Below are 23,325 nucleotides of genomic sequence, written 5' to 3'. Positions count from 1 at the left end.
GTTAGAGCAGCGCGCTTCCGGTCCGCGCGAGCACGTGGCCGCGGGTGCCTGTAAGCCGGAACCAGCGCCCTGCCCGGTAGAGCTTCTGGTCGCCGTCGGCCAGGAACCCCAGGGCCAGGGCGGCGAAAGCGGCTCCGGCCGGCAGGCCGGAGTCGTCCAGTTCCCTGCCCCAGACGGCGGCACGGGCGTTGTTGACGATCAGCGCCCCCGGCTTGTCAGGGACGATTCCCGCCACTTCCGCGATTCCTGCTTCTGCGGCTTTCCGCAGCGCGGCATCGCTGCGTGAACCCATCAGCTCCCACCCGCTCCGCGGGGCGCCCACCCCGGTCCAGGACTCGGTGACGGTGGACGGCGGAACCGGCAGCTCGACGTCGTCCGCCCCCGCCCGCGCCAGGCGGTCCAGGACGGCGGACAAGGACACTGTCACATCCGTCGCCGAAGGTTCCGCGAGGGCCATGGTCCGCAGTCCCAGAATGGTGGGAGTCGATTCACCCAGCAGCCTCGGCCGCAGCACGCAGACGTACGCGGCGAGGACGGAACCTGCAGCCTGAAGCCTGATGGCGCCGTCGTCAATTGATTTGGCCCGCGTAGCGAAAGTCTTCAGGTCAGCGAGATCCTGGGGATCGGCGAAGCGGAAGGACGAGGTGAGTAGATCAGACACACCAAGAACACTACCCGCTGGACCTTTGTTGAGCAGTGCCGGGGGGCCGTCTAGAGTCAAACCATGACTGAAGCCGACGCCGAAATCCTGGCGCTCCCCAGCGGGGACCCCACCTCATCGCTCATCTCCCTCCTTGACCTTGGTGAGCTGGAGGGTGCCCGGACGGACGAGGACATCTTCCTGGGTCCGTCCCAGCAGCAGCCCCACCACCGCGTGTTCGGCGGCCAGGTGCTGGCACAGTCGCTCATCGCGTCCATCAGGACGGTGGACCCGGAACGTTTTGTCCATTCCATGCATGGCTACTTCCTGCGCCCGGGGGACGCGAACAAGCCCATCACCTTCGGCGTCCAGCGCCTGCGGGACGGCCGGTCCTTTTCCGCCCGGCGGGTCCATGCGTACCAGGAGGGCGTGCCCATCCTGTCGATGATCGCGTCCTTCCAGGGCGAGGACGAAGGCGTGGAGCACGAGTCCACGATGCCCGGCGGCATCCCGGACCCGGAGTCACTGCCAAGCACCGCCGACCTGCTCGGCAAGTTCGACCATCCGGTGGCACGGCACTGGGCCTACGAACGGCCGTTCGATATCCGGCACGTCGATCCCCCCTTGTACGTGTCGGCTAAGGGCAAGAGGGAAGCGCGGAATGCGGTGTGGATGAAGACCTTCGGGCCGATGCCGGACAACCCCAACCTGCACCGGGCAGCCCTGGCGTACGCCAGCGACTACACCCTCCTTGAGTCCATCCTGCGGCGCCACGGGCTGAGCTGGATCACGCCAGGGATGAACGTGGCAAGCCTGGACCATGCCATGTGGTGGCACCGGCCTGCCCGCGTGGACGAATGGCTCCTGTATGTCCAGGAGTCACCCAGCGCCCAAGGGGCCCGTGGACTCGCGACCGGCAAGATCTTCAACCAGGCGGGGCAGCACGTTGCCTCCGTCGCGCAGGAGGGAATGATCCGCGTGCCTACCGACCTGAAGAACAAAGTGGTGGGCGCTTTCCAGTCGAAGCTGATGGAGCACCAGATCCGCAAGGCCGGGCGGGACTAGTACCACCCGGAACTCCGCCTTCAGCGGGAAGACGAACAGGCCGGCACCCAGTGGGGGTGCCGGCCTGTTCGTCTTTGTGCGCTCTGCGCCTGGTGTCAGTCGCGGGTGAGGCGGCGGTGCGTGACGCGGTGCGGCTTGGCGGCGTCCGGGCCGAGGCGCTCCACCTTGTTCTCCTCGTAGGATTCGAAGTTGCCCTCGAACCAGTACCACTTGGAGGGGTTTTCCTCGTCGCCTTCATAGGCCAGGATGTGCGTGGCCACCCGGTCCAGGAACCAGCGGTCGTGGGAGACCACCACGGCGCAGCCGGGGAACTCGAGCAGTGCGTTTTCGAGGCTGCTGAGCGTTTCGACGTCGAGGTCGTTGGTGGGCTCATCGAGGAGCAGCAGGTTGCCGCCCTGTTTGAGGGTCAGCGCCAGGTTCAGGCGATTGCGCTCACCGCCGGAGAGCACACCGGCCTTCTTCTGCTGGTCCGGGCCCTTGAAGCCGAAGGCGGCAACGTAGGCGCGGGACGGCATTTCGACGTGGCCCACCTGGATGAAGTCCAGGCCGTCGGAGACAACTTCCCACAAGGTCTTGTTGGGGTCGATGCCGCCGCGGCTCTGGTCCGCGTAGGAGATCTTGACGGAGTCGCCGATCTTCAGGTCACCGCCGTCAAGCGGTTCCAGCCCCACGATGGTCTTGAACAGCGTGGTCTTGCCGACGCCGTTGGGGCCGATGACGCCCACGATGCCGTTGCGGGGCAGGCTGAAGGACAGGCCGTCGATGAGGGTGCGGTCCTCGAAGCCCTTCTGGAGGTTCTTCGCTTCCAGCACCAGGCCGCCCAAGCGGGGTCCCGGCGGGATCTGGATCTCTTCGAAGTCCAGCTTGCGCGTGCGGTCCGCCTCCGCGGCCATCTCCTCGTAGCGGGCCAGACGGGCCTTGGACTTGGTCTGGCGGCCCTTGGCGTTGGACCGGACCCACTCAAGTTCCTCGCTGAGGCGCTTGGCCTGCTTGGCGTCCTTCTTGCCCTGGATCTCCAGGCGGGCACGCTTCTTCTCCAGGTAAGTGGAGTAGTTGCCCTCGTAGGGGTAGAGGTGGCCGCGGTCCACTTCGGCGATCCATTCCGCGACGTGGTCCAGGAAGTACCGGTCGTGGGTGACGGCGAGGACTGCACCCGCGTAGGTGGACAGGTGCTGTTCGAGCCACAGCACGCTTTCGGCGTCCAGGTGGTTGGTGGGCTCGTCCAGGAGCAGCAGGTCCGGCTTCTGCAGCAGGAGTTTGCACAGGGCTACGCGGCGGCGTTCACCACCGGAGAGGTTGGTGACGTCGGCGTCCGCGGGCGGGCAGCGGAGGGCGTCCATGGCCTGCTCCAGCTGCGAGTCCAGGTCCCAGGCGTCCGCGGCATCGATGGCTTCCTGCAGGTGGCCCATTTCCTCGAGGAGGGTGTCGTAGTCAGCGTCGGGGCTGGCCATTTCCTCGGAGATTTCGTTGAAGCGCTGGATCTTGCCGTAGATCTCGCCCACACCCTCCTGGACGTTGCCCAGGACGGTCTTTTCCTCGTTGAGCGGGGGCTCCTGGAGCAGGATGCCCACGGTGTAGCCGGGGCTTAACCGGGCCTCACCGTTGGAGGGAGTGTCCAGTCCGGCCATGATTTTGAGGATGGTGGACTTACCGGCACCGTTCGGGCCCACAACACCGATCTTGGCGCCGGGGAAGAAGGACATGCTTACGTCGTCAAGAATGAGTTTTTCGCCAACGGCTTTGCGGGCCTTGGTCATTGTGTAGATAAATTCCGCCATGGTTCCAAATCTAGTGGGTGGGCAGGCATATCTCACATTCCGCGCAACAGGCTTACGAGCCTACAAAGCACTTCCCGCTCGCCAGGACGGGCAACACTGTCACTGTCACGGCGCCGTCGCGGACCTGGCCGATCACGCAGTCCTGTCCCTGGAGCACGGCCGCCTCGATGGCATCCGCTTCAAGGCCGGTGGGGGTGCGGCTCTGCGAAACCTCCAACGCCGCGGGGGCGATTCCCGCGCCCGTGAGGGCTTCCGTGACTTGTGCGGTGGCGGGTTTGGGCGATCCCGCGGCCAGCCTGGCCAGCGCCTCTGTCACGGTCCTCTTGGCCGTTTCAGTGGCAGCCGCCGCTGCCGCGGCGGATGCGGTCCCGGATGTGTCCGCCAGCGGTCCGGCGGCATTTGTCTGTGTTGCTGCAGCCCGTGTTTCCGTTGCTGCGGGGCCGGCGGAGGCTGCAGCAGTGGATGTTGCACCCGACAAGGTTCCGCTGACGCAGCCCGATAAACCTGCCGCCAGCACTGTGGCGGTTACGGCCGCCAGCAACCGGCGCGCGGCGCTGGGCGGGGCAACTCCAGGAACGGCAGCTCCAGGAACGGCAGCTCCAGGAATGGCAGCTCCGGGAACGGTGGCTCCGGGAACGGTGGCTGAGGGGCTGGCCGATGAGGCACCGGCTGTTGAGTTCTGCCGGTGGTCAGGGGTATGCCGCATGGTGTCATTCTGCCATGCGGCCTGGTCCCGGCTCCGCAACCTGGGCGGACAGTGCACGGCCGGGGGGTGCCGCGGCACTGCCCGCCAAGGAACCGGGGGAACCGTTGATAGGGGACGCTGATATGGAAAACCTAGACTCCGGATTCGGCGAGTTCCCCCGTCTCCAGGTCCAGTGACACGAGGCTGCCGTTACTGTCCTCGATGTACGCTGCGGCAGGATCGCCGCCGTCGGGATCGTCGTCGCCGTCCTCCGGTTCGTCGAACGTTCCCTCAGCGCCGGCCCGGTGCTCGGCGTCGAGGGGCGGCGCCGGCTCCACGAGCGAGAGGAGCGGTTTTGTGGAGGACCGGATGAAGTTGGCCGTACCCCACGTCAGGTCGTGACCCACGGCGTCGGCGTCAATGGTGTGTGAGTAGAAGACCCTGCCGTCCCTTTCCCAACTGCGGATCTTCAGCTTGCCAACCACGATGACCGGCTGGCCTTTCCTGATGCTGCAGCCCATGCTTCCCGCGAGGTGGCGATAGCCCTGGACCAGGAACCAGTTCGTGTGGCCATCCGTCCAGGTGCCGGATTCCTTGTCGAACCGGCGCGAGGTGGAACCGATACGGAAGGAGGCTGTGGCAACTCCCCCTGGAGTTGTGGCGCTCTTGATCTCGGTAGCAACGAAGCCCCGAATGGTTATTGTGTCGCTCATCTTCACGTCCTGTCGTCAATGGTGGTGCCCTAGCAGGCAAGACCAGCATGGCGCCGGCGCTGGCCACCGGGGAGGCAGGGGTTCGCCTATGTGCATAACCTGCGGCTGCGGCCGCCTGTGGAGGATTAGTGAGCCGCCGCAGGTCACTGACGACGCCGGGACTTCGGGCAATGTAAACTTTTTGAGGCGCCGGACTTCAGCTCCGGAATCCATTGCCTCAGTAGCTCAGGGGATAGAGCAGCGGCCTTCTAATCCGCCGGTCGGGGGTTCGATTCCCTCCTGGGGCACCCATGGGCAAACGCCCCGGTTCACGGACCGGGGCGTTTGGGGCCACACATGCCGTCAGGGTTTCAGGATTGCAGCCGGTGCGGCGCTTCCACCAGAGAGCGAACCACGCTGCCGGCAGCGCCCAGCAGGGCCCCCGCATCCCCTACCGCGGAGATGGTGACGTGCGCCGGGGACAGCGCACCCGGCGCGTACTTGGCAAGGCTGTCCAAAAGCGGCCCGCGGAGCCACTGGTCCAGGACGGCAAAGTGTCCGCCAAGCACCACAGCCCTGATGTCCACCACGCGGGACGTCGACGCCACCGCCACGCCCAGCGCAGTCCCGGCCCGTTGGACGGCGAGCAGGGCAGCGGGGTCCTCAGCGCCGAGGGCGCCCAGCAGACGGGCCATGCTCTCAGACCTTGACCACCCCTTCGCGGCGATACCGGCAGCAGAAAAAATTGCATCCTGCCCGGCTATCGTCTCCAGGCACCCCGTCCCGCCGCAGGAGCAGCGGACCCCCTCCGGCTGCACAACGATGTGGCCGACCTCCCCGGCGTTGCCTTCAGGGCCGGTGAAAAGCTCCGAATTGATCACCAGGCCGCCGCCGACGCCCACCTCGCCGGAGACGAACAGGAAGTCCCGCCTTCCGTGGGAGCCGTGGGCCAGTTCCGCGAGCGCGGCAGCATTGGCCTCGTTGAAGAGGGAGACCCCCAGCGGCACGTCGGGAAGCAGCCGCCCCATGTCCAGCTTCGTCCCCAGCCAGCCCAGGTTCGGGGCGGCGGTCACGGTTGAACTGCCGGCGTCAACGAGGCCGGGTACGGCGAGCCCTCCGCCCAGGACCTCAACACCCGTAGACGCTGCCGCCTTCCGGACGTCGGCGGCGAGCGCGGCGAGTGCGGACAGCACGGGGGCGCTGTCGCTGTCGCGGTTGTCCCGTTCCCGGATTTCTTGCACCACCAGGGTTCCGGAAAGGTCGGTCACTCCGGCCGCAATGTAATCGACGTTGATTTCCATACCCATGACACCCCGCGCCGGATTCAGTTCCAGCCCGACCCCCGGCCGGCCCCGCTCCCCCTGCCGGCTCAGGCCGACCTCGCGCAGGAGGCCGGCGCCCAAAAGGTCCAGGACGATGCTCGAAACAGAAGCTTTGGTCAGCCCTGTGGCCGCGGCCACCTGTGCGCGGGTCGGATGGGTGCCGGCCGGTGCCTGCGCCACCCTGGCAAGGACCAGGGCGAGGTTGTTCCGCCGAACGTCCGCCATGTTCCCCGGGCCGGCGGCGTCGGACAGTGCAGTGGCAGGTGCGGTACTGGCCATGGCCGTTCTCCTCGGGCTGGAAGCGGGGCCGTCCCTCACGGGCCCTTCGCTATTGACCCTAGCGTAGACTCGCTTATATAGTTCAAGCACTAAACTAATAGTGCCGCAACCGGCGACCATCGAGTGCAAGGACGCATCATGACTCTCTCCCCCACCCCCGCTGACAAGTTCACCTTCGGCCTCTGGACCGTGGGCTGGACGGGCGCCGATCCGTTCGGTGTGGCCACCCGCGCCGCCCTGGATCCCGTGGAGGCGGTCCACCGGCTGGCCGAACTGGGCGCCTACGGCATCACCTTCCACGACAACGACCTGGTCCCCTTCGACGCCAGCGCCTCGGAACGTGACCTGATCCTCAAGAACTTCAAGGCAGCCCTGGCCGAGACCGGCCTGAAGGTCCCGATGGTGACCACCAACCTGTTCAGCCACCCGGTGTTCAAGGACGGCGGCTTCACCTCCAACGACCGCTCCATCCGCCGCTTCGCCCTGTCCAAGGTGCTGCGCAACATCGACTCCGCCGCAGAGTTCGGCGCCGAAACGTTCGTGATGTGGGGCGGGCGCGAAGGCAGCGAATACGACGGCTCGAAGGACCTCTCCGCGGCCCTGGACCGGATGAAGGAAGGCGTGGACACCGCCGCCGCCTACATCAAGGACAAGGGCTACAACCTGCGCATCGCACTGGAGCCCAAGCCCAACGAACCCCGCGGCGACATATTCCTGCCCACCGTCGGCCACGGCCTGGCGTTCATCGCCCAACTCGAGCACGGCGACATCGTGGGCCTCAACCCGGAAACCGGGCACGAGCAGATGGCAGGGCTCAACTTCACCCACGGCATCGCCCAGGCCCTGTGGGCCGGCAAGCTCTTCCACATCGACCTCAACGGCCAGCGCGGCATCAAGTACGACCAGGACCTCGTCTTCGGCCACGGCGACCTCACCAGCGCGTTCTTCACCGTAGACCTGCTCGAAAACGGCTTCCCGGGCGGCGGGCCCCGCTACGAAGGCCCGCGCCACTTCGACTACAAGCCCTCCCGCACCGACGGCTACGACGGCGTCTGGGAATCGGCCAAGTCCAACATGGCCATGTACCTGCTCCTCAAGGAGCGCGCCCTTGCGTTCCGCGCAGACCCCGAAGTCCAGGAAGCCCTCACGACCTCCGGGGTCTTCGAACTCGGCGAGAGCACCCTCGCGGCCGGCGAAACCGCCGCGGACCTGCTCGCGGACACCACCGTCTTCGAGGACTTCGACGCCGACAAGGCCGGCGAACGCTCCTTCGCCTTCGTCCGCCTCAACCAGCTCGCCATCGAACACCTCCTGGGCGCCCGGTAAATCATGGCACTCGTAGCAGGGATCGACAGCTCCACCCAGTCCTGCAAAGTGGTGATCCGCGATGCGGACACGGGAGCATTGGTCCGGCAGGGCAGGGCGGGCCACCCGGACGGGACCGAGATCCACCCGGATCACTGGTGGGCCGCCCTGCAGGACGCACTACACCAGGCCGGCGGCCTGGACGATGTGGCAGCAGTCTCGGTGGGCGGGCAGCAGCACGGCATGGTCTGCCTGGACAGCGAGGGCCAGGTGGTCCGGCCGGCACTGCTGTGGAATGACACCCGCAGTGCCGGCGCGGCACTGCAACTGATCAGCAATGCGGGCGACGGCGACACTGCCGCCGGCGCCCGCTACTGGGCCGGCGCAACCGGCACCGTCCCGGTCGCCTCGCTGACGCTGACCAAACTTCACTGGCTGGCCGCCAACGAGCCGGAGAACGCCGCCAAAGTTGCGGCAGTCTGCCTGCCGCATGACTGGCTGACCTGGCGGCTGGCGGACCACGGGCCAGGCAGCGGTCCGGGAAACCTCGAGGCCCTCGCCACTGACCGTTCCGACGCCTCCGGTACGGGCTACTACGCGACGGCGACCGGCGAGTACCTGCCAGGGCTCCTGGAGTCCTCGCTGGGGCACGTTCCGCTGCTGCCCGGCGTCGTGGGCCCGCTGGAGGTCGTGGGCAAGACACCGGAGGGCGCCCTCCTGGCCGCCGGCGCCGGGGACAACGCGGCGGCGGCACTGGGAGTGGGCGCCGGCGTGGGTGACGTGGTGATGTCGCTGGGCACCTCGGGGACGGTCTTCGCCGTGTCCGATACACCGGCCGCCGACCCGTCCGGGCTGGTGGCCGGGTTCGCCGATGCTTCCGGGAACTACCTGCCGCTGGTGTGCACCCTGAACGCCACCCGCGTTTTTGAGGCCACTGCAGCCCTGCTGGACGTCAGCATTGCGGAGTTCAATGAGCTGGCGCTGTCCGCCGGACCAGGCGCCGGGGGCCTCACCCTCGTTCCCTATTTCGACGGCGAGCGCACGCCGAACCTGCCCGACGCCACCGGTTCCCTGCACGGCATCACCCGCGGGAACTACACGCCGGCCAACCTGGCCCGGGCCGCCGTCGAAGGCGTGGTCTGTTCGCTCGCGGACGGCCTGGCCGCCCTGCAGCAACAAGGCGTGCAGGCGCGGCGCATCATCCTGGTGGGCGGCGGAGCGCAGTCCGCGGCAGTACAAGAGGCGGCAGCGCAACTGCTGGGAATCAGCATCACCGTGCCGCGCCCGGGTGAGTATGTGGCCGACGGCGCCGCCCGCCAGGCCGCAGCGGCACTCACCGGGGAATTTCCGCAGTGGGCGCTGGACGCCGTCGACCTCCCTGCCGGGCAGGACGACGGCGGGGTGCTGGCACGGTACCGCCGCTGCGCCTCCCTATATACCTGACACCGGGATACCTGACGCCGGGCCCGCCTGGCGTTTCCACGCGAAAGGCCCGGACCGCACTGTGATGAATTCACTGCGCGGTCCGGGTCTTTTTGGTGGGGCGCAGGCTCCTGCCAGTTGTGTCGGGAAACGTGGCAGGAGCCCGCGGTCTGGATCAGGTCAGGCGTACGGGAGGACAAGCTCCGCGTAGCGCTCCTTCACCGTGGCCAGGACGGCGTCGCCGTCCGTGTCCCAGATGTCCTGATTGAAGATTTCCACTTCGATGTCACCGGTGTACCCGGCATCGCGCACCCAGGCGCCAATGGTGGCGAAGTCCACCACGCCGTCGCCCATGTAGCCGCGGGACAGCAGCGGATCCGCGGCGATGGGCATGTTGAAGTCGCACACCTGGTAGGAGGCAAGGCGCCCCTCCCGGCCGGCGCGCTCGATCTGCGACTTCAGTTCCGGGTCCCACCACACGTGGAAGGTGTCGACGGCGACGCCCACCGTTGACGCGTCGAAGGGCGCTGCGAGGTCCAGCGCCTGGCCCAGGGTGGAGATGAGCGCGCGGTCAGCCGCATACATCGGGTGCAGCGGTTCCAGGACCAGGCGTACGCCGTTTTCCTGCGCAAACGGAACCAGGTCGGCGAGCCGGTCGGCGACGCGCTGGCGGGCTGCCACCACGTCCTTCTCCCCCGGGGCCAGGCCGCCGACCACCAGGAAGAGCTCCCTGGTGTCCAGTGCCACGGCTTCCAGGATGGCTGCCTTGTTGTCCGCGAGCGCGGCCGCCTGGCCCTCTGGATCGGGGGCGGTGAGGAATCCGCCGCGGCACAACGAGGAGACACGCAGCCCGGCGTCCTTGATCAGGCGGGCGGCCTTGTCCAGGCCGGCCTCCTCCACCCGGTCCCGCCACGGTCCGATGGCGGGGATCCCGGCGTTGACGCAGCCCTCGACGACCTGGGCGAGCGTCCACTTCTTGGTGGTGGCACTGTTGATGGAGAGGCGGGAGAGGTCGCTCATATTCCCACCCCGTTGATCCGCAGGTAGTCGGACATCCGGAAAGCGGCCAGAGCCGGATCCCGCAGCAGGCCCGCCTTGTCCGCCAGTTCAAAGGTCCTTGCCAGGTGGCATACCGAGCGGCCGGAGTGCAGGCCTCCAACCATCTGGAAGCCGGGCTGCCTGCCGTTGAGCCAGGACATAAACGCGATCCCGGTCTTGTAGTAGAACGTGGGTGCGCTGAAGATGTGCTTCCCCAGTTCCCTCGTGGAGTCGAGGATTTCGCGCGCCTTCGCGGCGTTGCCGGCATCGTAGTTCTGCAGCGCCACCGAGGCGGCGGGGTAGATGGCCGCGAAGATGCCCAGCAGGGCGTCCGAGTGGCGGCTGCCGTCGCCGTCGATCAGTTCGGGGTAGTTGAAGTCGTCGCCGGTGTAGAGGCGGACGCCTTCCGGCAGGGCCGCCCGAAGGGCAACCTCATGGCCAGCGTCGAGCAGCGAGACCTTGACGCCATCCACCTTGGCCGCGTTGTCCCTGATAAGGCCGAGGAAGGTTCCGGTTGCCGTTGCGACATCGTCCGAACCCCAGTAACCGGCCAGGGCGGGATCGAACATGGTGCCGAGCCAGTGCAGGATGACCGGCTGGTCCACCTCCTCCAGCAGCGTCGAGTACACCTGCAGGTAATCCTCGGGACCGCGGGCAACTTTGGCCAGGGCGCGGGAGGCCATGAGGATCACCTTGGGCCCGGCCTCGCTGACCACCGCGATCTGCTCGCGGTAGGCCTCAAGGACGGCCTTGATGCCGGCCTCCCCGGCCGGCAGGGTGGCGCTGTCCAGCTGGTCGGTGCCGGCACCGCAGGAAACAAGGTCCCGCACCGACTTGCCGGCCGTTGCCGGGTTGCCGGCGGAGACCACCGAGGCTGCCTCGACGCCCGTGCGCTTGATGAGCTGCTGGGTTGCTGCCCAGTCAAGGCCCATGCCGCGCTGGGCAGTGTCCATGGCGTCGGCTACACCGAGTCCGTAGGACCACAGCTCGTGCCGGTAGGCCATGGTGGCGTCCCAGTCGAGCCGGGCGGGCGCGCCGGGCGTGTTGTCCGCCAGGACTTCGGGGATCACATGCGCTGCGGCATAGGCGCGGCGGGCGATGAGCGGCGCCGCTGGCCGGGCCCAGGACGTGCCGCCCTGGAGGCGGTATTCCCGGGTGCCGCCGTCGTGGGAGGGCAGGATGAGTGAGGTCATTAGAGGGTAATCTCCGGAATGTCGAGGGTGCGGCGTTCGTCGTTGGACTTCAGGCCGAGCTCGGCGAGCTGGACACCGCGGGCGGCGGAGAGCAGGCCGAAGCGGTGTTCGCGGCCGGCGACGACGTCGCGGAGGAACTCTTCCCACTGCAGCTTGAAGCCGTTGTCCAGGTCAGCATTGGCAGGGACTTCCTGCCACTGGTCACGGAAGGATTCCGTGACGGGCAGGTCCGGGTTCCAGACGGGCTTCGGCGTGTGGGCGCGCTGCTGCGCAACGCACTTGTTCAGGCCTGCGACGGCGGAGCCGTGCGTGCCGTCCACCTGGAACTCCACCAGTTCGTCGCGATAGACGCGGACGGCCCACGACGAGTTGATCTGGCCGATGACCTCGTCGCCGCCCGGGGTTTCCAGCTCGAAAATGCCGTAGGAGGCGTCGTCGGCGGTGGCCTTGTATTCCTTGCCTGCCTCGTCCCACCGGGTGGGGATGTGGGTGGCGGTCTTGGCGCTGACGCTCTTGACCTTGCCGATGATGCCTTCGAGGACGTAGTTCCAGTGGCAGAACATGTCCGTAGTCATTCCACCGCCGTCTTCCTTGCGGTAATTCCAGGACGGGCGCTGGGCGGCCTGGATGTCCCCTTCGAAGACCCAGTATCCGAACTCGCCGCGGATGGAGAGGATTCGGCCGAAGAAGCCCTCGTCCACCAGGCGGCGGAGCTTGACCAGGCCGGGGAGGTACAGCTTGTCGTGGACCACACCCGCGGTGACGCCGGATTCCTTGCCGATCCGGGCGAGCTCGATGGCCTCGTCAAGCGTCTCGGCGGTGGGCTTCTCTGTGAAGATGTGCTTGCCGGCCTGCATGGCCTTCTTGAGGGTGGCTGCGCGGAGGCTGGTCATGGAGGCATCAAAAACGACGTCGACGGTGGGGTCGTTGATGACGGCGTCCAGGTCGGTGCTCCACTCGGAGACCTTGTGCTTTTCGGCGAGCTCCCGGATCTTGGCTTCGTTGCGGCCCACCAGGATGGGCTCAACCTGGACGCGGGTGCCGTCTTCCAGCGTGAATCCACCGGCGTCCCGGATGGGAAGGATGGAGCGCAGCAGGTGCTGGCGGTACCCCATCCGGCCGGTGATGCCGTTCATGGCAATGCGGATTGTTTTTGTCTCGAAGCCCATTTGTCCTCCACGGTGAGCGAGCAGTTCTACTGAAGTTGAAGCCCTACTGAAGCTGAATCGGGAAAGCGCATTCCCGCTAGGTCAATGATGCACGTCCGCAGACTTCTTGGCAAGCGCTTTCCAGTAGCGGTCCGGAACTGCCATAATGTGGTAATGCCTATTGACCCAACAAAGCCGATCAGGAGACGCTGTGGCTGCAAGTACCCTTACCGAGGTGGCGCGGCTGGCCGGGGTATCTCCCGCCACTGCCAGCCGCGTCCTCAACGGTTCCGCACGCAAGCCGGGGCAGGACATCGCGGACCGTGTCCGGCAGGCCGCGGCCTCGCTTGGATACATTCCCAACGCCCAGGCCCAGGGCCTGGCGAAGTCCAGTTCGGGCCTGATCGGCCTGATCGTGCACGACATTGCGGACCCCTATTTCGCCGCCATCGCACGGGGGGTCCAGGAGGCCGCCCGTGAACAGCGCAAGATGGTGCTGCTGGCGACCACCGGCGGGGCGCCGGCGGAGGAGCGCGAGGCCGTGGCTGCCTTCGCTGCACGGCGTGCCGATTCGATCGTGATTGCGGGATCCCGCTCGTCGCGGGAGGAGGACCGGGACGACAACGCGGACCTTGCAGCGGAGCTTGACCGGTACTGCCGCAACGGCGGCCGGGTGGCGGTGGTGGGACATCCGGTAGTGGGTGCCAGCGCTCCTGAGGGCTACCACGTTGTTGCCGTGCCGAACCAGGAACTCGCCGGCGCCCTCGCAGCTGAACTTGCTGCCGGCTGGACTGGCGATTTCGTCATCATAGGAGGCCCCGAGGGCCTCTTCACGTCGGACGACCGCATCCGGGGCTTCCAGGAAGGCCTGGCTAGGGCCGGCCGGGGCCCGGCGGAGATCCTGCGCACCTCGTTCAACCGTGCCGGAGGCTACGACGCGGGCCTCAAGCTGGCTGCCAGGATCAAGGCCCAGCGGACAGCGGACGGCGATGCCCCTGCCACAGCGAAGATGTGCATCTTCGCAGTCAACGACGTCATGGCCATCGGGGCCTCGGCAGCGCTGCGGGCTGAAGGGCTCCGGGTTCCGCGGGACGCCAGGATTGCCGGATTTGACGATATCGAGACGCTGCGGGATTTCCGCCCCGCCCTCTCCACGGTCCGCCTGCCGCTGGAAGACATCGGCCGGCTTGCTACCCGGGCGACGGCCAGCGGCCCCGGCCGCAGCGATGGCCAGGAGGACGCCGACCTGCAGCCCGTGAGGGGCGAAGTCACGCTGCGCCGCAGCACGGAGACAGTGGCCTGACCATGGTGTCCGTGCTGACCGCTGTTCCTGCACGTGCCGGCACGGACGGCGCCGGAGGCCCGGGGCCCGCCGTCCTGGTCCTGCCCGGCGGCGGCTACGGCCGCCAGGCGGACCACGAAGCGGAGCCGGTGGCCGAATGGCTCGCCGCGCTTGGCATCCACGCCTTCGTGCTGAGATACCGCGTGGCCCCGGACCGGCATCCGGCCCCGCTGGAGGACGCCAAGGACGCCATGCTGCATATCCGTGGCGGGTCCCATGGTTTGGCCGTCGATCCGCAGCGGGTCGGCGTCCTCGGATTTTCGGCCGGTGGACACCTGGCCGCCACGCTCTCTACCGCCGTGGCAACGGGCTGCGAGCGCTTCGACGTTCCCGGCGCGGTCCCGGACCTCACCGTGTTGTGCTACCCCGTGGTGTCCTACACCACGTCAGTGCACCAGGGCTCGGTGGACAACCTCCTTGGCGGCGCGCCGTCGTCGGACGTCCTTGAGGAACTTTCCGCGGAACGGCAGGTGACTGCCGCCACCCCTCCCGCATTCATCTGGCACACCGCGGATGACGACGCCGTCCACGTCAGCCACAGCCTGGGCTACGCCGGGGCGCTTATGGGCGCAGGCGTGCCTGCCGAACTGCATGTCTTTCCCCATGGCCGCCACGGATTGGGCCTCGCCGCGGAGGAGCCGGGGCCTGACCAGTGGACGCGGCTGTGCGCAGCCTGGCTCGCGCGAGCCGGCTGGACCTCCCCGCGTTTGCGGGCCGGCAGTCCGGACTAGGCCAGGGCCCGGATGGTCCAGGACGCTGAGTGCGTCTCCCCCGGTTTGAGGTGAAGAAGGTCCGCCCCCGAGTTGAAGGCGTCAGGCGGGCAGGTCATGGGTTCAACCGCCAGCCCCAGCCTGTCCGGGCCAACCGGCTTGTCTGCAGTGTGGATCTGGACCCAGGGCCACTCCGCGCCCCATTCCAGTTCCACGCCCGTTCCCGCCGGATCCTTTACGCGGACCCGGGCCAGCCCGGCGGCGTCGCGGGTGATTCCAGTGAAGGCATGGTCAATCCTTACCGGCCCCAGCCGACGGGGACTGCGGAAGTCGAAGCCGCCTTCCTCCACGGTCTTCATGCGGACGGGGAGCAGCCGGTCAGGCGTCACGTCGAGGAATTCGCGCGCCGGCACTTCCAGCGTCCATTCGTCCAGCGTCCCCGGGCCGGCCACCAGGTAGGGGTGGGGGCACACGCCGTAAGGGGCGCTGGCAAACCCGGCGTTCACAGCACTCACCGTGCTGCGCAATCCGCCGGGACCCAGCGCGTAGGAAACGGAGACCTCGAGATCCGATGGGTAGTGCGGGCCTGCGCCGATCGTGCACACCAGCACCACGCGGTCCTCAGCCGCCTCCCGCACCGCCCAGATCTGCTCCGTGGCAAGGCCGTGGAGCGCCGAACCCCGCTCGGGCTCGTTGACGGGAGCCTGGTAATCGGTTCCGGCGTAGGAATATCTGCCGTCCGCCAGGCGGTTCGGCCATGGGACGCAGATAACCCCGCGATAGTCAGGAACCCGGCCATCCGGACCAAAGCCAACCACCAGGTCCCGGCCGTTGTGCTGCAGTTCCCGGAGGGCGCCCCCGCGGGCTGTGACCACGGCGGTGTAGGGGCCACTGGCAATGCTGTGTTCCGTGGATGGCATGAAAATCCCCTTTGGGGCCGAGACGCTTGTGAGCGCTAACCAGCCTAGCGCATGTGTCCTGGCGCGGCACAAGGAAATCCTCCGCTGGATAGAGTTTCCCCATGGCCGAAGCGGATGCGCTGAACAGCGAGGTGCTTTCTGCCGTCCGTCGTGCGCTGCGTGAACGGGCAGATCCGGTACGGGGTGCCGGGGCGCAGGCATACATGAAGTCCGCCATGCCCTGCCTCGGTGTGCGCGTCCCCGAAGTCCGCCGGATCGCTGCCGAAGCTGCCGGCGGCAATCCCTTCGCGTCGGCCGGCCAGCTGCGCGCCACTGTCCTGGAGCTTTGGCGGAACGCCGCCGCCCGCGAGGAACGGTATGCAGCCATCGACCTGACCGCTGAGCCGCTGGCGGCGGGTGACATGCTGATGCTGCCCGTTTACGAGGAAATGATTCGCAGCGGCGCGTGGTGGGACTTCGTGGACCCGGTAGCGGCGCGCCTGTGCGGCCTGCTGCAAGCCAACCGTGAGGAGATGTCAGAAGTCCTGCTCGGCTGGAGCACCGACCCGGACTTCTGGATAAGGAGGGCTGCCATCCTCTCTCAGCTTAAGGCGAAGGCAGCCACTGACACCGTGCTCCTGGCCCAGGTCCTGGCAACAAACATGGCAGACCCGGAGTTCTTCATCCGGAAAGCGATCGGATGGGCCCTGCGCGAGTATTCAAAGTCGGCGCCGGAGTGGGTGGCGGCCTTCGTGGCAGAACATGAGGCAGCCCTCAGTCCGTTGTCCCGTAGGGAAGCGCTCCGGCGCCTCCCTGCCCCCGCACCTGACGCATAACGGCGGTGGCAGGCAAATAACCTGGAGTCAGGTTGACGTTCCGGACCGGGAGCGCGGGGATGGTGCGGCATGCCAGGCCTCCAGCCTGTTACTGGCCCGGGCTCCGGCCAGCGCGAGGAGCACACCGCCGAAGGCCATCGCCATGAGCCCGTACACCACGGATTCGGGTGGAGTTCCCCTCAGGGCGTGCATCACCAGCGTGCCCGGCACTAATCCCAGGTACCCTGCCGCACCGGCGCCCATCGCCCACGGCCATGCCTTCGCCATCACCCGTGCGGCCGGTCCCGGCGGCCGCGAAGGTACTGCGGGCCTGGATGCGCCGATGCCCAGGATGATTCCCAGCAGCGGCGGACCGAAACCGCCACCAACGGCGAACAGCAGCAGCGCGAGCCCGATCAGCACCAGGGGCCCCCGCCGGCGGTGTACGCCGGCCACCGCCCAGGCCCCGAACACTACCGCCACCGCCACGGTCACAACGCCCGAAACCAACAGATCGGGTAACACCGTGAAGGCCGGCTCCCCGTCCAGGATTTCGAACGCTTCGTTCCCGGGCCAGGAACGGAACACCGGACCGTCGGGCGCCACCGGGCCTTGGAGGATCTCGCCCAGCCCGTGCTCCATGCCGGCCAGGGCCGCCAGCAGCCCAAAGACGCCCGTCACGGTGCGCAGCGCCTTGCCGGTCGGCGCGTGGCCCGAATTCTGCATCCGGCGCCTCCTTGAAGTGGGGGATGCTTCGACCGTACGGGCAGCGCATCCCCGGCAGCAGGGTCCAAAGGCCCGTCAAGCGGGGCCGGACATCACCGCCGGAGATGGTGGAGGCCACTAAGCCCGGCGAGGGAGCGTCGAGCGTCGTTTCGAACGCGGGACCGACACGCGGCGCTGCCTAGATGATGGGGCGTTCGACGACGGCCTCGTGCGTTTTGCGGAACAGCCGGCGGGTGCGGGGGTCCCAGAAAACCAGGTACAGGCCAAAGAGCAGGCCGGTCACCGCGGCGGCCACTCGGGCGAGGGCCAGTGCGAAGCCGAGGTCCTCGGTCTGAAGGTACGGGAAGACTTCCAGCTGGTCTGAAATGGCATAGATCATGAAGAAGGAGACAACGAAGTAGAGCGCCTTGACCTGCCAGTCATTCCTGATCCCGGTGACTGCAAAAAGCGGTATCAGCCATACGACGTACCAGGCTTGGATGATTGGAGACAGGAGGACAATCGCGGCCAGAGCGAGGGTGAGGCGGCGCATCAGCCGGTCGTAGTCACCGCGGAAGATCTGCCAGGCGACAATGCCCACGGCAACAAGCTTGCCCACGTTATAGACAAAGCCGGCCAAGGTGGCGCCGTCGAGTCCAAACGAATTGGCCAGGGAGGCAACCACCATTCCGATGAGCCCCACGGGCGCGTACCAGATGGAGATGCTTCCGGGGGCAGAGAGCCCATTGACCCAGCCGAAGCCGAAACCATTGACCAGGCTCATCAAGGCCAGGATGCCGAGGCTCAATGCAGCGGTCAGGCCCCAGAACACGAATTTGCGGAGCCAGCCCGCGTCCCTGCCCGCCCACAGGAGCCCGATGAACGGCAGGAAGACGATGGTGATGGGCTTCACCGCAACGGAAAGGGTTACCAGCACAATGCCGCGGACCACCCGGTGCGTCGCGGAGTAGTAGAGTCCAGCCAGCGCCAGACCGATCATCAGTGCGTCATTGTGGACGCTGGCGATGAAGTTCGTCAGGAACAGCGGGTTCGCAGCGGTGAGCCAGAGGGCCCGGTGCGGATTGATGCCGTGCAGCTCGGCGAGCCGCGGAACATAGATCACGCAGAGGATGACTCCGGCCAAGGCAACCAGCCGGAACAGCATCACGCTTGCCTCCGGCTGGACGTTCGTGGACCACACAACGAACTGTTCAATCCACAGGAACAGCTGACCATAGGGAACGGGGGCTTCCGTCCACATTTTGTCCGCGCCCAGCTGGAAGTAGTTGGACAGAGCCGAGATGCCGTTCTCGTAGGGGTTGAACCCTTCAACCATCAGCCGGCCCTGGCCAATGTAGGCGTAGACGTCGCGGCTGAAGAGCGGCACGCTGAACATCATGGGCAGGCCCCATGCCACAACGGCCATCAGCGTAGCTTTACGGGCCTGCCCGCCCCACACCCTGACCCGCTGCCCCAGCCTGAGCCAGGCACGGACCAGGAGCATGCCTCCTATGGCCAGCAGGACAATCGAGAGGGCAACGCCAACTGCTTCGGCACGCATCCAAATGAACAGCGGCATCCGGCGGAGTTCGGAGACCGGGGCCAGCCAGCCCACGCCCAAGGATCCGATAAGCATGAGCATGGAGCCCACGAAGCCGGCAAGGAGCGGGGACCGGGGATTATCCACTTCCGCGCCGCCCGCTGCGACAGTGGCGGCGGGCGCCACCTCCCCCGCCGCAGGCACAGGCGCCGTCATTTCAGGATCGTCCAATCTATCTCGTCTGCGATTCTGCCCGGCGGGCCAACGGCCGGCCGAGGCGCATCCTCACGGGAGCGGGATGACCCGCCGCGTCTTCGAAATCCTAGCATCGGCCGGTGCCTTGAAGGTGAAACGGTAGGCTTGTCCGGTGCCTATATCTAACGAACGCATCGTCTGGATCGACTGCGAAATGACCGGCCTGGACATCAAGAACGACGCCCTGATCGAGGTGGCCGCCCTGGTCACCGACTCCGAACTGAACATCCTCGGCGACGGCGTCGACGTGGTCATCAAACCGGATGATGCCGCGGTGGCCCAGATGAACGATTTCGTCCGCGACATGCACACCAAATCGGGACTCCTCAAGGAACTGCCGAACGGCAAGACGATGGCCGAAGCGGAAGCCGCCGTCATGGAATACATCACCACATGGGTGCCGGACCCCCGCAAGGCGCCGCTGGGCGGTAATTCCGTGGGGACGGACCGGGTGTTCCTGTCCCGGGACATGCCCGCCGTGGTTGAACACCTGCACTACCGGGTGATCGACGTCAGCACCATCAAGGAACTCTCGCGCCGCTGGTTCGCGAGGGCGTACTTCCAGTCACCGGCCAAAAAGGGCGGACACCGCGCACTGGGGGACATCAAGGACTCCATCGACGAGCTCCGTTACTACCGTGAGGCCGTGTTCGTGCCTGCACCGGGACCGGACAGTGCCACCGCCCTGCAGATTGCCCGCCGCATCACATCCGCCGGGGACGCCGGGCAGCAGGAAGGGTAATCTGCGCCACCTTCGACGGAATTTTCCACAAAAACCCCAAAAGTGGACAAAGCACCCCTGAAGAGCAGGTAAGCTATATGAGTTGCCTTTCCAGAGGGCCGGTACGCCGGTAAATCTGCAGGCACATGGTGGGCTTAGCTCAGTTGGCAGAGCGCCTGGTTGTGGTCCAGGAGGTCGCGGGTTCAACCCCCGTAGCTCACCCTCACGGGACGGTATGTGCAGCCGTCCAAGAAGGAGGCCGCACCGGAGATCCGGTGCGGCCTCCTTCTTTTTTCGCCGTTTGCACACTTGCACCTGGCACGAGACACCGCTGAAGGACCGCTGAAGATGACCGTTCTGCCAATCACCATCTGGGGAGAACCCGTACTGCACCGCCGGGCTTCCGAGGTGGAAGTGTTCGACGACGAGCTGCGGACTTTGATAGCGGACATGTTTGAAACGAACGACGCCGCCAACGGCGTGGGTCTCGCGGCACCGCAGATAGGCGTGGGTAAGAGGATCTTTGTCTACAAATACGCCAACGACGACGGCGCTCCGCCCACGGGCGTGCTGGTCAACCCGGTGCTGACCCTGTCAAAGATTTCCGGCGCGGTACCGGACCCGGACGAGGAAGAAGAAGGCTGCCTGTCCTTCCCCGGCGGGCAGTATCCCCTGAAGCGCGCCGAGTGGGCACGTGTTGAAGGGTTTGACGGCTTTGGACAGCCGGTCAGGTTCGAAGCCACCGGCTGGTTTGCCAGGGTCATCCAGCACGAATATGACCACCTGGACGGAAAACTGTACGTCAACCGGCTGATTGACCGCTATGCGCGCAAAGCCATGAAACAGGCCAAGAAGAGCGGCTGGGGCGTTCCCGGACTGACCTGGATGCCGGGCGTCGACCCGGACCCGTTCGGCCACTAGGGCACCCGGTCACTTCGCCGCAATGGTGGGCTGGTCCGGGCAGGACCCCAGCACGCGCTTCATGGCGCCCTTCTCCGCCTCGGTGACCCATAGCCCGTAGGCTGCCTTGACCGATATCTGGCGGGCCACATAGTGGCAGCGGAAGGATTTATTCTTGGGAAGCCAAGTTGCGGCATCGCCGGCACCCTTCTGCACGTTTGCCGGGCCGTCCGCCGCGATCAGGTTCAGCGGATCGTTGGCCAGGCTCTGGCGCTGCTTGGCTGTCAATCCCTGGGCACCCTTCTGCCACGCGTCACCCAAGGCCACGACGTGGTCTATTTGGACTGCCCGGCTGCTGTCGGAGCCCCGCCGGAAGTCCAAGGGCTGCCCGGTATAGGGCTCGCGGAAGGAGCCCCCTGCCACCCGGCACGTGGAACCTTCCATGAACACCACGGCGGTAAGGTCACGCCTGAGCATGTCGTTGCGGGTGTCGCACCCGTTCCGGTCCACGTCCAGCCACGCCTGGCCGAACGCTTCGCGGTCGTACTTGTCCTTCGCGGCCCGGCCCTTGACGGGAAGCCGTTCCAGCGCGGTGACGGCAGTACCGGAGGGCACGGGGTGCACCGGCACAACGGGCTTCATCCAGGCAGGGTCGAACACTGGAGCTTCGGTGGGACCGGAGGCCGCGGGCTCCGCCAAGGCAAACTGGCCGGCAGTAAAGAACCAGGACAGTGCCGCCAGTGCACCGACGGCGGCCACTGCCAGGATGCCCCACGCCTGCCGCGAGCGACGGCGGGCACGCCGGTAGGCGGACCAGCTCACGGTCATGGGGACCCGGCCCCTTCTCGGACATCATGCACCAGAAGAGCCTAGGCCGCCTCCCGGGTCGCCCCGTTGTTTTCCACAGTGTGGAGGGCAAGTTGCGGCGCTGGTGGAAGTGTCCGCGCGGGGGTTACTGCTCGCGCATCACCCTCCGGAGGTCCTCCTCGGCGATTGCCAGCAGTCCTTCCAGCTGGCGCACCCGGTCCTCGCCGACGTCGCCCGTCTTGTAGGCGGCGCGGGCGCCCTCAAGCAGCCGGACGGCCTCCTTGTGGTTGGCTTTGGCGACGTCGAGGGCGTGCTCAAGGGTTGTTTCGTGCTGAAGTGTCGAATTTTTGTCCATGCCACCAGTGTGGTCCCGTTTCCCGGCTGATTCCAGCAGAATCAGCCGGGAACTCGCGGGACCGGCGGCCGCGGCCTAAACGGCGATCGCTGCGAGGGCCGCGGCGGATTCCTTTGCGGGGAAGGACGGCGGGTTGACCCCTGCCATTTCCTCCATCACGCGGACCACCTGGCAGCTGTAGCCGAACTCGTTGTCGTACCAGACATAGAGGACGACGTTTTTGTCTGTGGACACAGTGGCCAGGCCGTCCACGATGCCCGCGCGGCGGGAACCGACGAAGTCAGTGGAGACAACTTCGGGTGAGTCGATGTAGTCGATCTGCTTCCGCAGGTCCGAGTGCAGGGACATCTCGCGGAGGTAGTTGTTGATCTCGTCCTTGGTGGTCCCGTTCTCCAGGCGGAGGTTCAGAATCGCCAGGGAGACGTCAGGGGTGGGGACCCGGATGGAACTGCCTGTGAGCTTCCCGAGCAGCTCAGGCAGTGCCTTGGCCACGGCTTTGGCGGCACCGGTCTCGGTGATGACCATGTTCAGTGCGGCGGAGCGGCCGCGTCGGTCACCCTTGTGGAAGTTGTCGATCAGGTTCTGGTCGTTGGTGAAGGAGTGCACTGTCTCCACATGGCCGTGCACGACGCCGAACTTGTCGTTGACGGCCTTCAGCACCGGCGTGATGGCGTTGGTGGTGCACGACGCGGCGGACACGATCTGGTCAGTGTCCTCTATGGTGCCGTGGTTGATGCCGTGGACGATATTCTTCAGGTCGCCCTTGCCCGGCGCGGTCAGGAGAACCCGTGCCACGCCCTTGCTCTGCAGGTGCTGGGACAGCCCTTCCCGGTCACGCCAGCGGCCGGTGTTGTCCACCACCAGGGCATTGTTGATGCCGAAGGCGGTGTAGTCGATGGTGGCAGGGTTGTCCGAGTAGATGACCTGTACCTGCACGCCGTTGGCCGTGATGGTGTTGGCTTCCTCGTCGATCCTGATGGTCCCTTCGAAGGACCCGTGGACGGAGTCGCGGCGCAGGAGGCTGGCACGCTTGGAGAGATCGTTGTCAGCGCCCTTGCGGACCACGATGGCGCGCAGGCGGAGGCCATGGCCGCCGCCGGCCTTTTCGATGAGGAGGCGGGCCAGAAGCCGGCCGATCCGGCCAAAGCCGTAAAGCACCACGTCGGTGCTGGTGCGGTCGTCGCCGCCGCGCTTGCCCACAACGTCGGCAAGTTCCGCGCGGAGGAATTCTTCCAGCGTGGCGCCGCTGCCCTCTTCCTTGAACTTCTGGTTCAACCGTGCGATGTCGATCGCAGCAGCACCGAGCTCCAGGCAGGCCAGGGTGTTCAGCAGCGGCGCGGTCTCCTCCAGGAGCAGCTCGTCCTTGCTCATCCGGCGTGCAAAACGGTGCGCCTTGAGGATGTTCATGGTGGACTTGTTGATCAAACTCCGGCCATGGATGCTGGTGACCACGTTGTTTTCGCGGTACAGCCGGCCGATCACCGGAATCATGGCCTCGGCGAGGGCCTCCCGGCCCATCCACGTATCAAGACAAGAATCTGACGTCTGGCTCACAGAAATACCTTCCTCGGTTCAGCCGTGTACGTCCTCGTACACGGATGTCGGCCACCACATGTTGTGCAGGGGCACCCGCGCCTGCAGGGGTCGGCCCCCAGGCGCCTGGATCGCGTGCAAAGAAAAACCGCCGGCTGCGAACGCAACCCCGGCGG

At 66.6% G+C, this 23,325-nt stretch carries 22 protein-coding genes and 2 tRNA genes; 10 read left to right on the top strand and 14 right to left on the bottom strand.

The annotated features are described in order from the left end of the window. Position 1 precedes the first annotated feature (1 nt). Positions 2 to 661 carry a hypothetical protein gene (locus U7114_RS07810; RefSeq protein ID WP_321213760.1) on the bottom strand — a complete coding sequence of 220 codons (660 nt, stop codon included), beginning with the start codon at positions 659 to 661 and terminating at the stop codon, positions 2 to 4. Positions 662 to 724: 63 nt separating this feature from the next. Here U7114_RS07810 and U7114_RS07805 point away from each other — a divergent pair, with 63 nt between their 5' ends. Continuing rightward, complete coding sequence (locus U7114_RS07805; RefSeq protein WP_157241952.1) at positions 725 to 1,705, top strand: acyl-CoA thioesterase; 981 nt, start codon at positions 725 to 727, stop codon at positions 1,703 to 1,705. A 95-nt stretch (positions 1,706 to 1,800) separates the two neighbouring features. Here U7114_RS07805 and ettA read toward each other — a convergent pair whose 3' ends face one another. The 3 genes from ettA to U7114_RS07790 all read right to left on the bottom strand — a co-directional run bounded on the left by ettA (position 1,801) and on the right by U7114_RS07790 (position 4,881). Beyond that, the gene (gene ettA / locus U7114_RS07800) at positions 1,801 to 3,483 is read right to left on the bottom strand and encodes an energy-dependent translational throttle protein EttA (protein WP_157241951.1); all 1,683 of its coding nucleotides are present in this window, start codon (positions 3,481 to 3,483) and stop codon (positions 1,801 to 1,803) included. Positions 3,484 to 3,535: 52 nt separating this feature from the next. Further along, positions 3,536 to 4,189 (bottom strand): DUF6993 domain-containing protein, encoded by a 654-nt coding sequence (locus U7114_RS07795; RefSeq protein WP_323057030.1) that lies wholly within the window; start codon positions 4,187 to 4,189, stop codon positions 3,536 to 3,538. Between the two features lie 131 nt (positions 4,190 to 4,320). Then, positions 4,321 to 4,881 (bottom strand): single-stranded DNA-binding protein, encoded by a 561-nt coding sequence (locus U7114_RS07790; RefSeq protein ID WP_321213762.1) that lies wholly within the window; start codon positions 4,879 to 4,881, stop codon positions 4,321 to 4,323. 214 nt (positions 4,882 to 5,095) lie between these two features. Here U7114_RS07790 and U7114_RS07785 point away from each other — a divergent pair. Continuing rightward, positions 5,096 to 5,168, top strand: a tRNA-Arg gene (locus U7114_RS07785). Between the two features lie 63 nt (positions 5,169 to 5,231). Here U7114_RS07785 and U7114_RS07780 read toward each other — a convergent pair. After that, positions 5,232 to 6,461, bottom strand: coding sequence for an ROK family protein (locus U7114_RS07780; protein ID WP_323057029.1), 1,230 nt, complete (start codon positions 6,459 to 6,461; stop codon positions 5,232 to 5,234). A gap of 138 nt (positions 6,462 to 6,599) precedes the next feature. Between U7114_RS07780 and xylA the strand changes: the two genes are divergently transcribed. Continuing rightward, positions 6,600 to 7,787, top strand: a complete 1,188-nt coding sequence (xylA, locus tag U7114_RS07775) for a xylose isomerase (RefSeq protein WP_323057028.1) — start codon at positions 6,600 to 6,602, stop codon at positions 7,785 to 7,787. A gap of 3 nt (positions 7,788 to 7,790) precedes the next feature. Next, on the top strand, positions 7,791 to 9,209 hold the full coding sequence (gene xylB, locus U7114_RS07770; protein WP_323057027.1) for a xylulokinase: 1,419 nt from the start codon (positions 7,791 to 7,793) through the stop codon (positions 9,207 to 9,209). Positions 9,210 to 9,368: 159 nt separating this feature from the next. Here xylB and U7114_RS07765 read toward each other — a convergent pair whose 3' ends face one another. Genes U7114_RS07765 through U7114_RS07755 form a run of 3 tightly spaced genes read right to left on the bottom strand, consistent with a single transcriptional unit; the run spans position 9,369 to position 12,588 of the window. Continuing rightward, positions 9,369 to 10,208, bottom strand: a complete 840-nt coding sequence (locus U7114_RS07765; protein ID WP_323057026.1) for a sugar phosphate isomerase/epimerase family protein — start codon at positions 10,206 to 10,208, stop codon at positions 9,369 to 9,371. Further along, positions 10,205 to 11,419, bottom strand: a complete 1,215-nt coding sequence (locus tag U7114_RS07760) for a dihydrodipicolinate synthase family protein (RefSeq protein ID WP_323057025.1) — start codon at positions 11,417 to 11,419, stop codon at positions 10,205 to 10,207. The genes U7114_RS07765 and U7114_RS07760 overlap by 4 nt, the downstream gene beginning before the upstream one ends. After that, positions 11,419 to 12,588, bottom strand: a complete 1,170-nt coding sequence (locus tag U7114_RS07755) for a Gfo/Idh/MocA family oxidoreductase (RefSeq protein WP_321213765.1) — start codon at positions 12,586 to 12,588, stop codon at positions 11,419 to 11,421. The genes U7114_RS07760 and U7114_RS07755 overlap by 1 nt, the downstream gene beginning before the upstream one ends. 190 nt (positions 12,589 to 12,778) lie before the next feature. Between U7114_RS07755 and U7114_RS07750 the strand changes: the two genes are divergently transcribed. Beyond that, a complete protein-coding gene (locus tag U7114_RS07750; RefSeq protein ID WP_323057024.1) occupies positions 12,779 to 13,870 on the top strand; it encodes a LacI family DNA-binding transcriptional regulator in 1,092 nt (363 codons plus the stop codon). Between the two features lie 2 nt (positions 13,871 to 13,872). Continuing rightward, complete coding sequence (locus U7114_RS07745; RefSeq protein ID WP_323057023.1) at positions 13,873 to 14,640, top strand: alpha/beta hydrolase; 768 nt, start codon at positions 13,873 to 13,875, stop codon at positions 14,638 to 14,640. Here U7114_RS07745 and U7114_RS07740 read toward each other — a convergent pair. Beyond that, the gene (locus U7114_RS07740) at positions 14,637 to 15,539 is read right to left on the bottom strand and encodes an aldose 1-epimerase family protein (RefSeq protein ID WP_323057022.1); all 903 of its coding nucleotides are present in this window, start codon (positions 15,537 to 15,539) and stop codon (positions 14,637 to 14,639) included. The genes U7114_RS07745 and U7114_RS07740 overlap by 4 nt on opposite strands. Before the next feature lie 101 nt (positions 15,540 to 15,640). On the opposite strand from U7114_RS07740, the gene U7114_RS07735 reads away from it, so the two are divergent. Beyond that, entirely contained in the window at positions 15,641 to 16,354 is a 714-nt protein-coding gene (locus U7114_RS07735; protein ID WP_323057021.1) for a DNA alkylation repair protein, read from the top strand. Positions 16,355 to 16,381: 27 nt separating this feature from the next. Here the strand turns inward: U7114_RS07735 and U7114_RS07730 are convergent, their stop codons facing one another. Together U7114_RS07730 and mptB are read right to left on the bottom strand one after the other, a co-directional pair. After that, complete coding sequence (locus U7114_RS07730) at positions 16,382 to 17,059, bottom strand: hypothetical protein (protein WP_323057020.1); 678 nt, start codon at positions 17,057 to 17,059, stop codon at positions 16,382 to 16,384. A gap of 178 nt (positions 17,060 to 17,237) precedes the next feature. Next, a complete protein-coding gene (gene mptB / locus U7114_RS07725) occupies positions 17,238 to 18,794 on the bottom strand; it encodes a polyprenol phosphomannose-dependent alpha 1,6 mannosyltransferase MptB (protein ID WP_323057019.1) in 1,557 nt (518 codons plus the stop codon). Between the two features lie 151 nt (positions 18,795 to 18,945). Between mptB and orn the strand changes: the two genes are divergently transcribed. The 3 genes from orn to def all read left to right on the top strand — a co-directional run bounded on the left by orn (position 18,946) and on the right by def (position 20,475). Next, positions 18,946 to 19,575 (top strand): oligoribonuclease, encoded by a 630-nt coding sequence (orn, locus tag U7114_RS07720; RefSeq protein WP_323057018.1) that lies wholly within the window; start codon positions 18,946 to 18,948, stop codon positions 19,573 to 19,575. Positions 19,576 to 19,703: 128 nt separating this feature from the next. Then, positions 19,704 to 19,776: transfer RNA gene (locus U7114_RS07715), tRNA-His, on the top strand. Positions 19,777 to 19,902: 126 nt separating this feature from the next. Then, complete coding sequence (gene def / locus U7114_RS07710; RefSeq protein ID WP_157241937.1) at positions 19,903 to 20,475, top strand: peptide deformylase; 573 nt, start codon at positions 19,903 to 19,905, stop codon at positions 20,473 to 20,475. A gap of 9 nt (positions 20,476 to 20,484) precedes the next feature. On the opposite strand, the gene U7114_RS07705 is transcribed toward def, so the two are convergent. The 3 genes from U7114_RS07705 to U7114_RS07695 form a co-directional block, all read right to left on the bottom strand. After that, the gene (locus U7114_RS07705; protein WP_157241936.1) at positions 20,485 to 21,282 is read right to left on the bottom strand and encodes an HNH endonuclease family protein; all 798 of its coding nucleotides are present in this window, start codon (positions 21,280 to 21,282) and stop codon (positions 20,485 to 20,487) included. Between the two features lie 124 nt (positions 21,283 to 21,406). Beyond that, positions 21,407 to 21,616 (bottom strand): hypothetical protein, encoded by a 210-nt coding sequence (locus U7114_RS07700; protein ID WP_157241935.1) that lies wholly within the window; start codon positions 21,614 to 21,616, stop codon positions 21,407 to 21,409. 75 nt (positions 21,617 to 21,691) lie between these two features. Then, entirely contained in the window at positions 21,692 to 23,170 is a 1,479-nt protein-coding gene (locus U7114_RS07695) for a glyceraldehyde-3-phosphate dehydrogenase (RefSeq protein WP_323057017.1), read from the bottom strand. Positions 23,171 to 23,325: the final 155 nt, after the last annotated feature.

Source organism: Pseudarthrobacter sp. C1 (assembly GCF_034720455.1).
Classification (GTDB): Bacteria; Actinomycetota; Actinomycetes; order Actinomycetales; family Micrococcaceae; genus Arthrobacter.
Note: the sequence above shows the minus strand (reverse complement) of the source record. Positions and strands in the feature narration are given on the sequence as shown.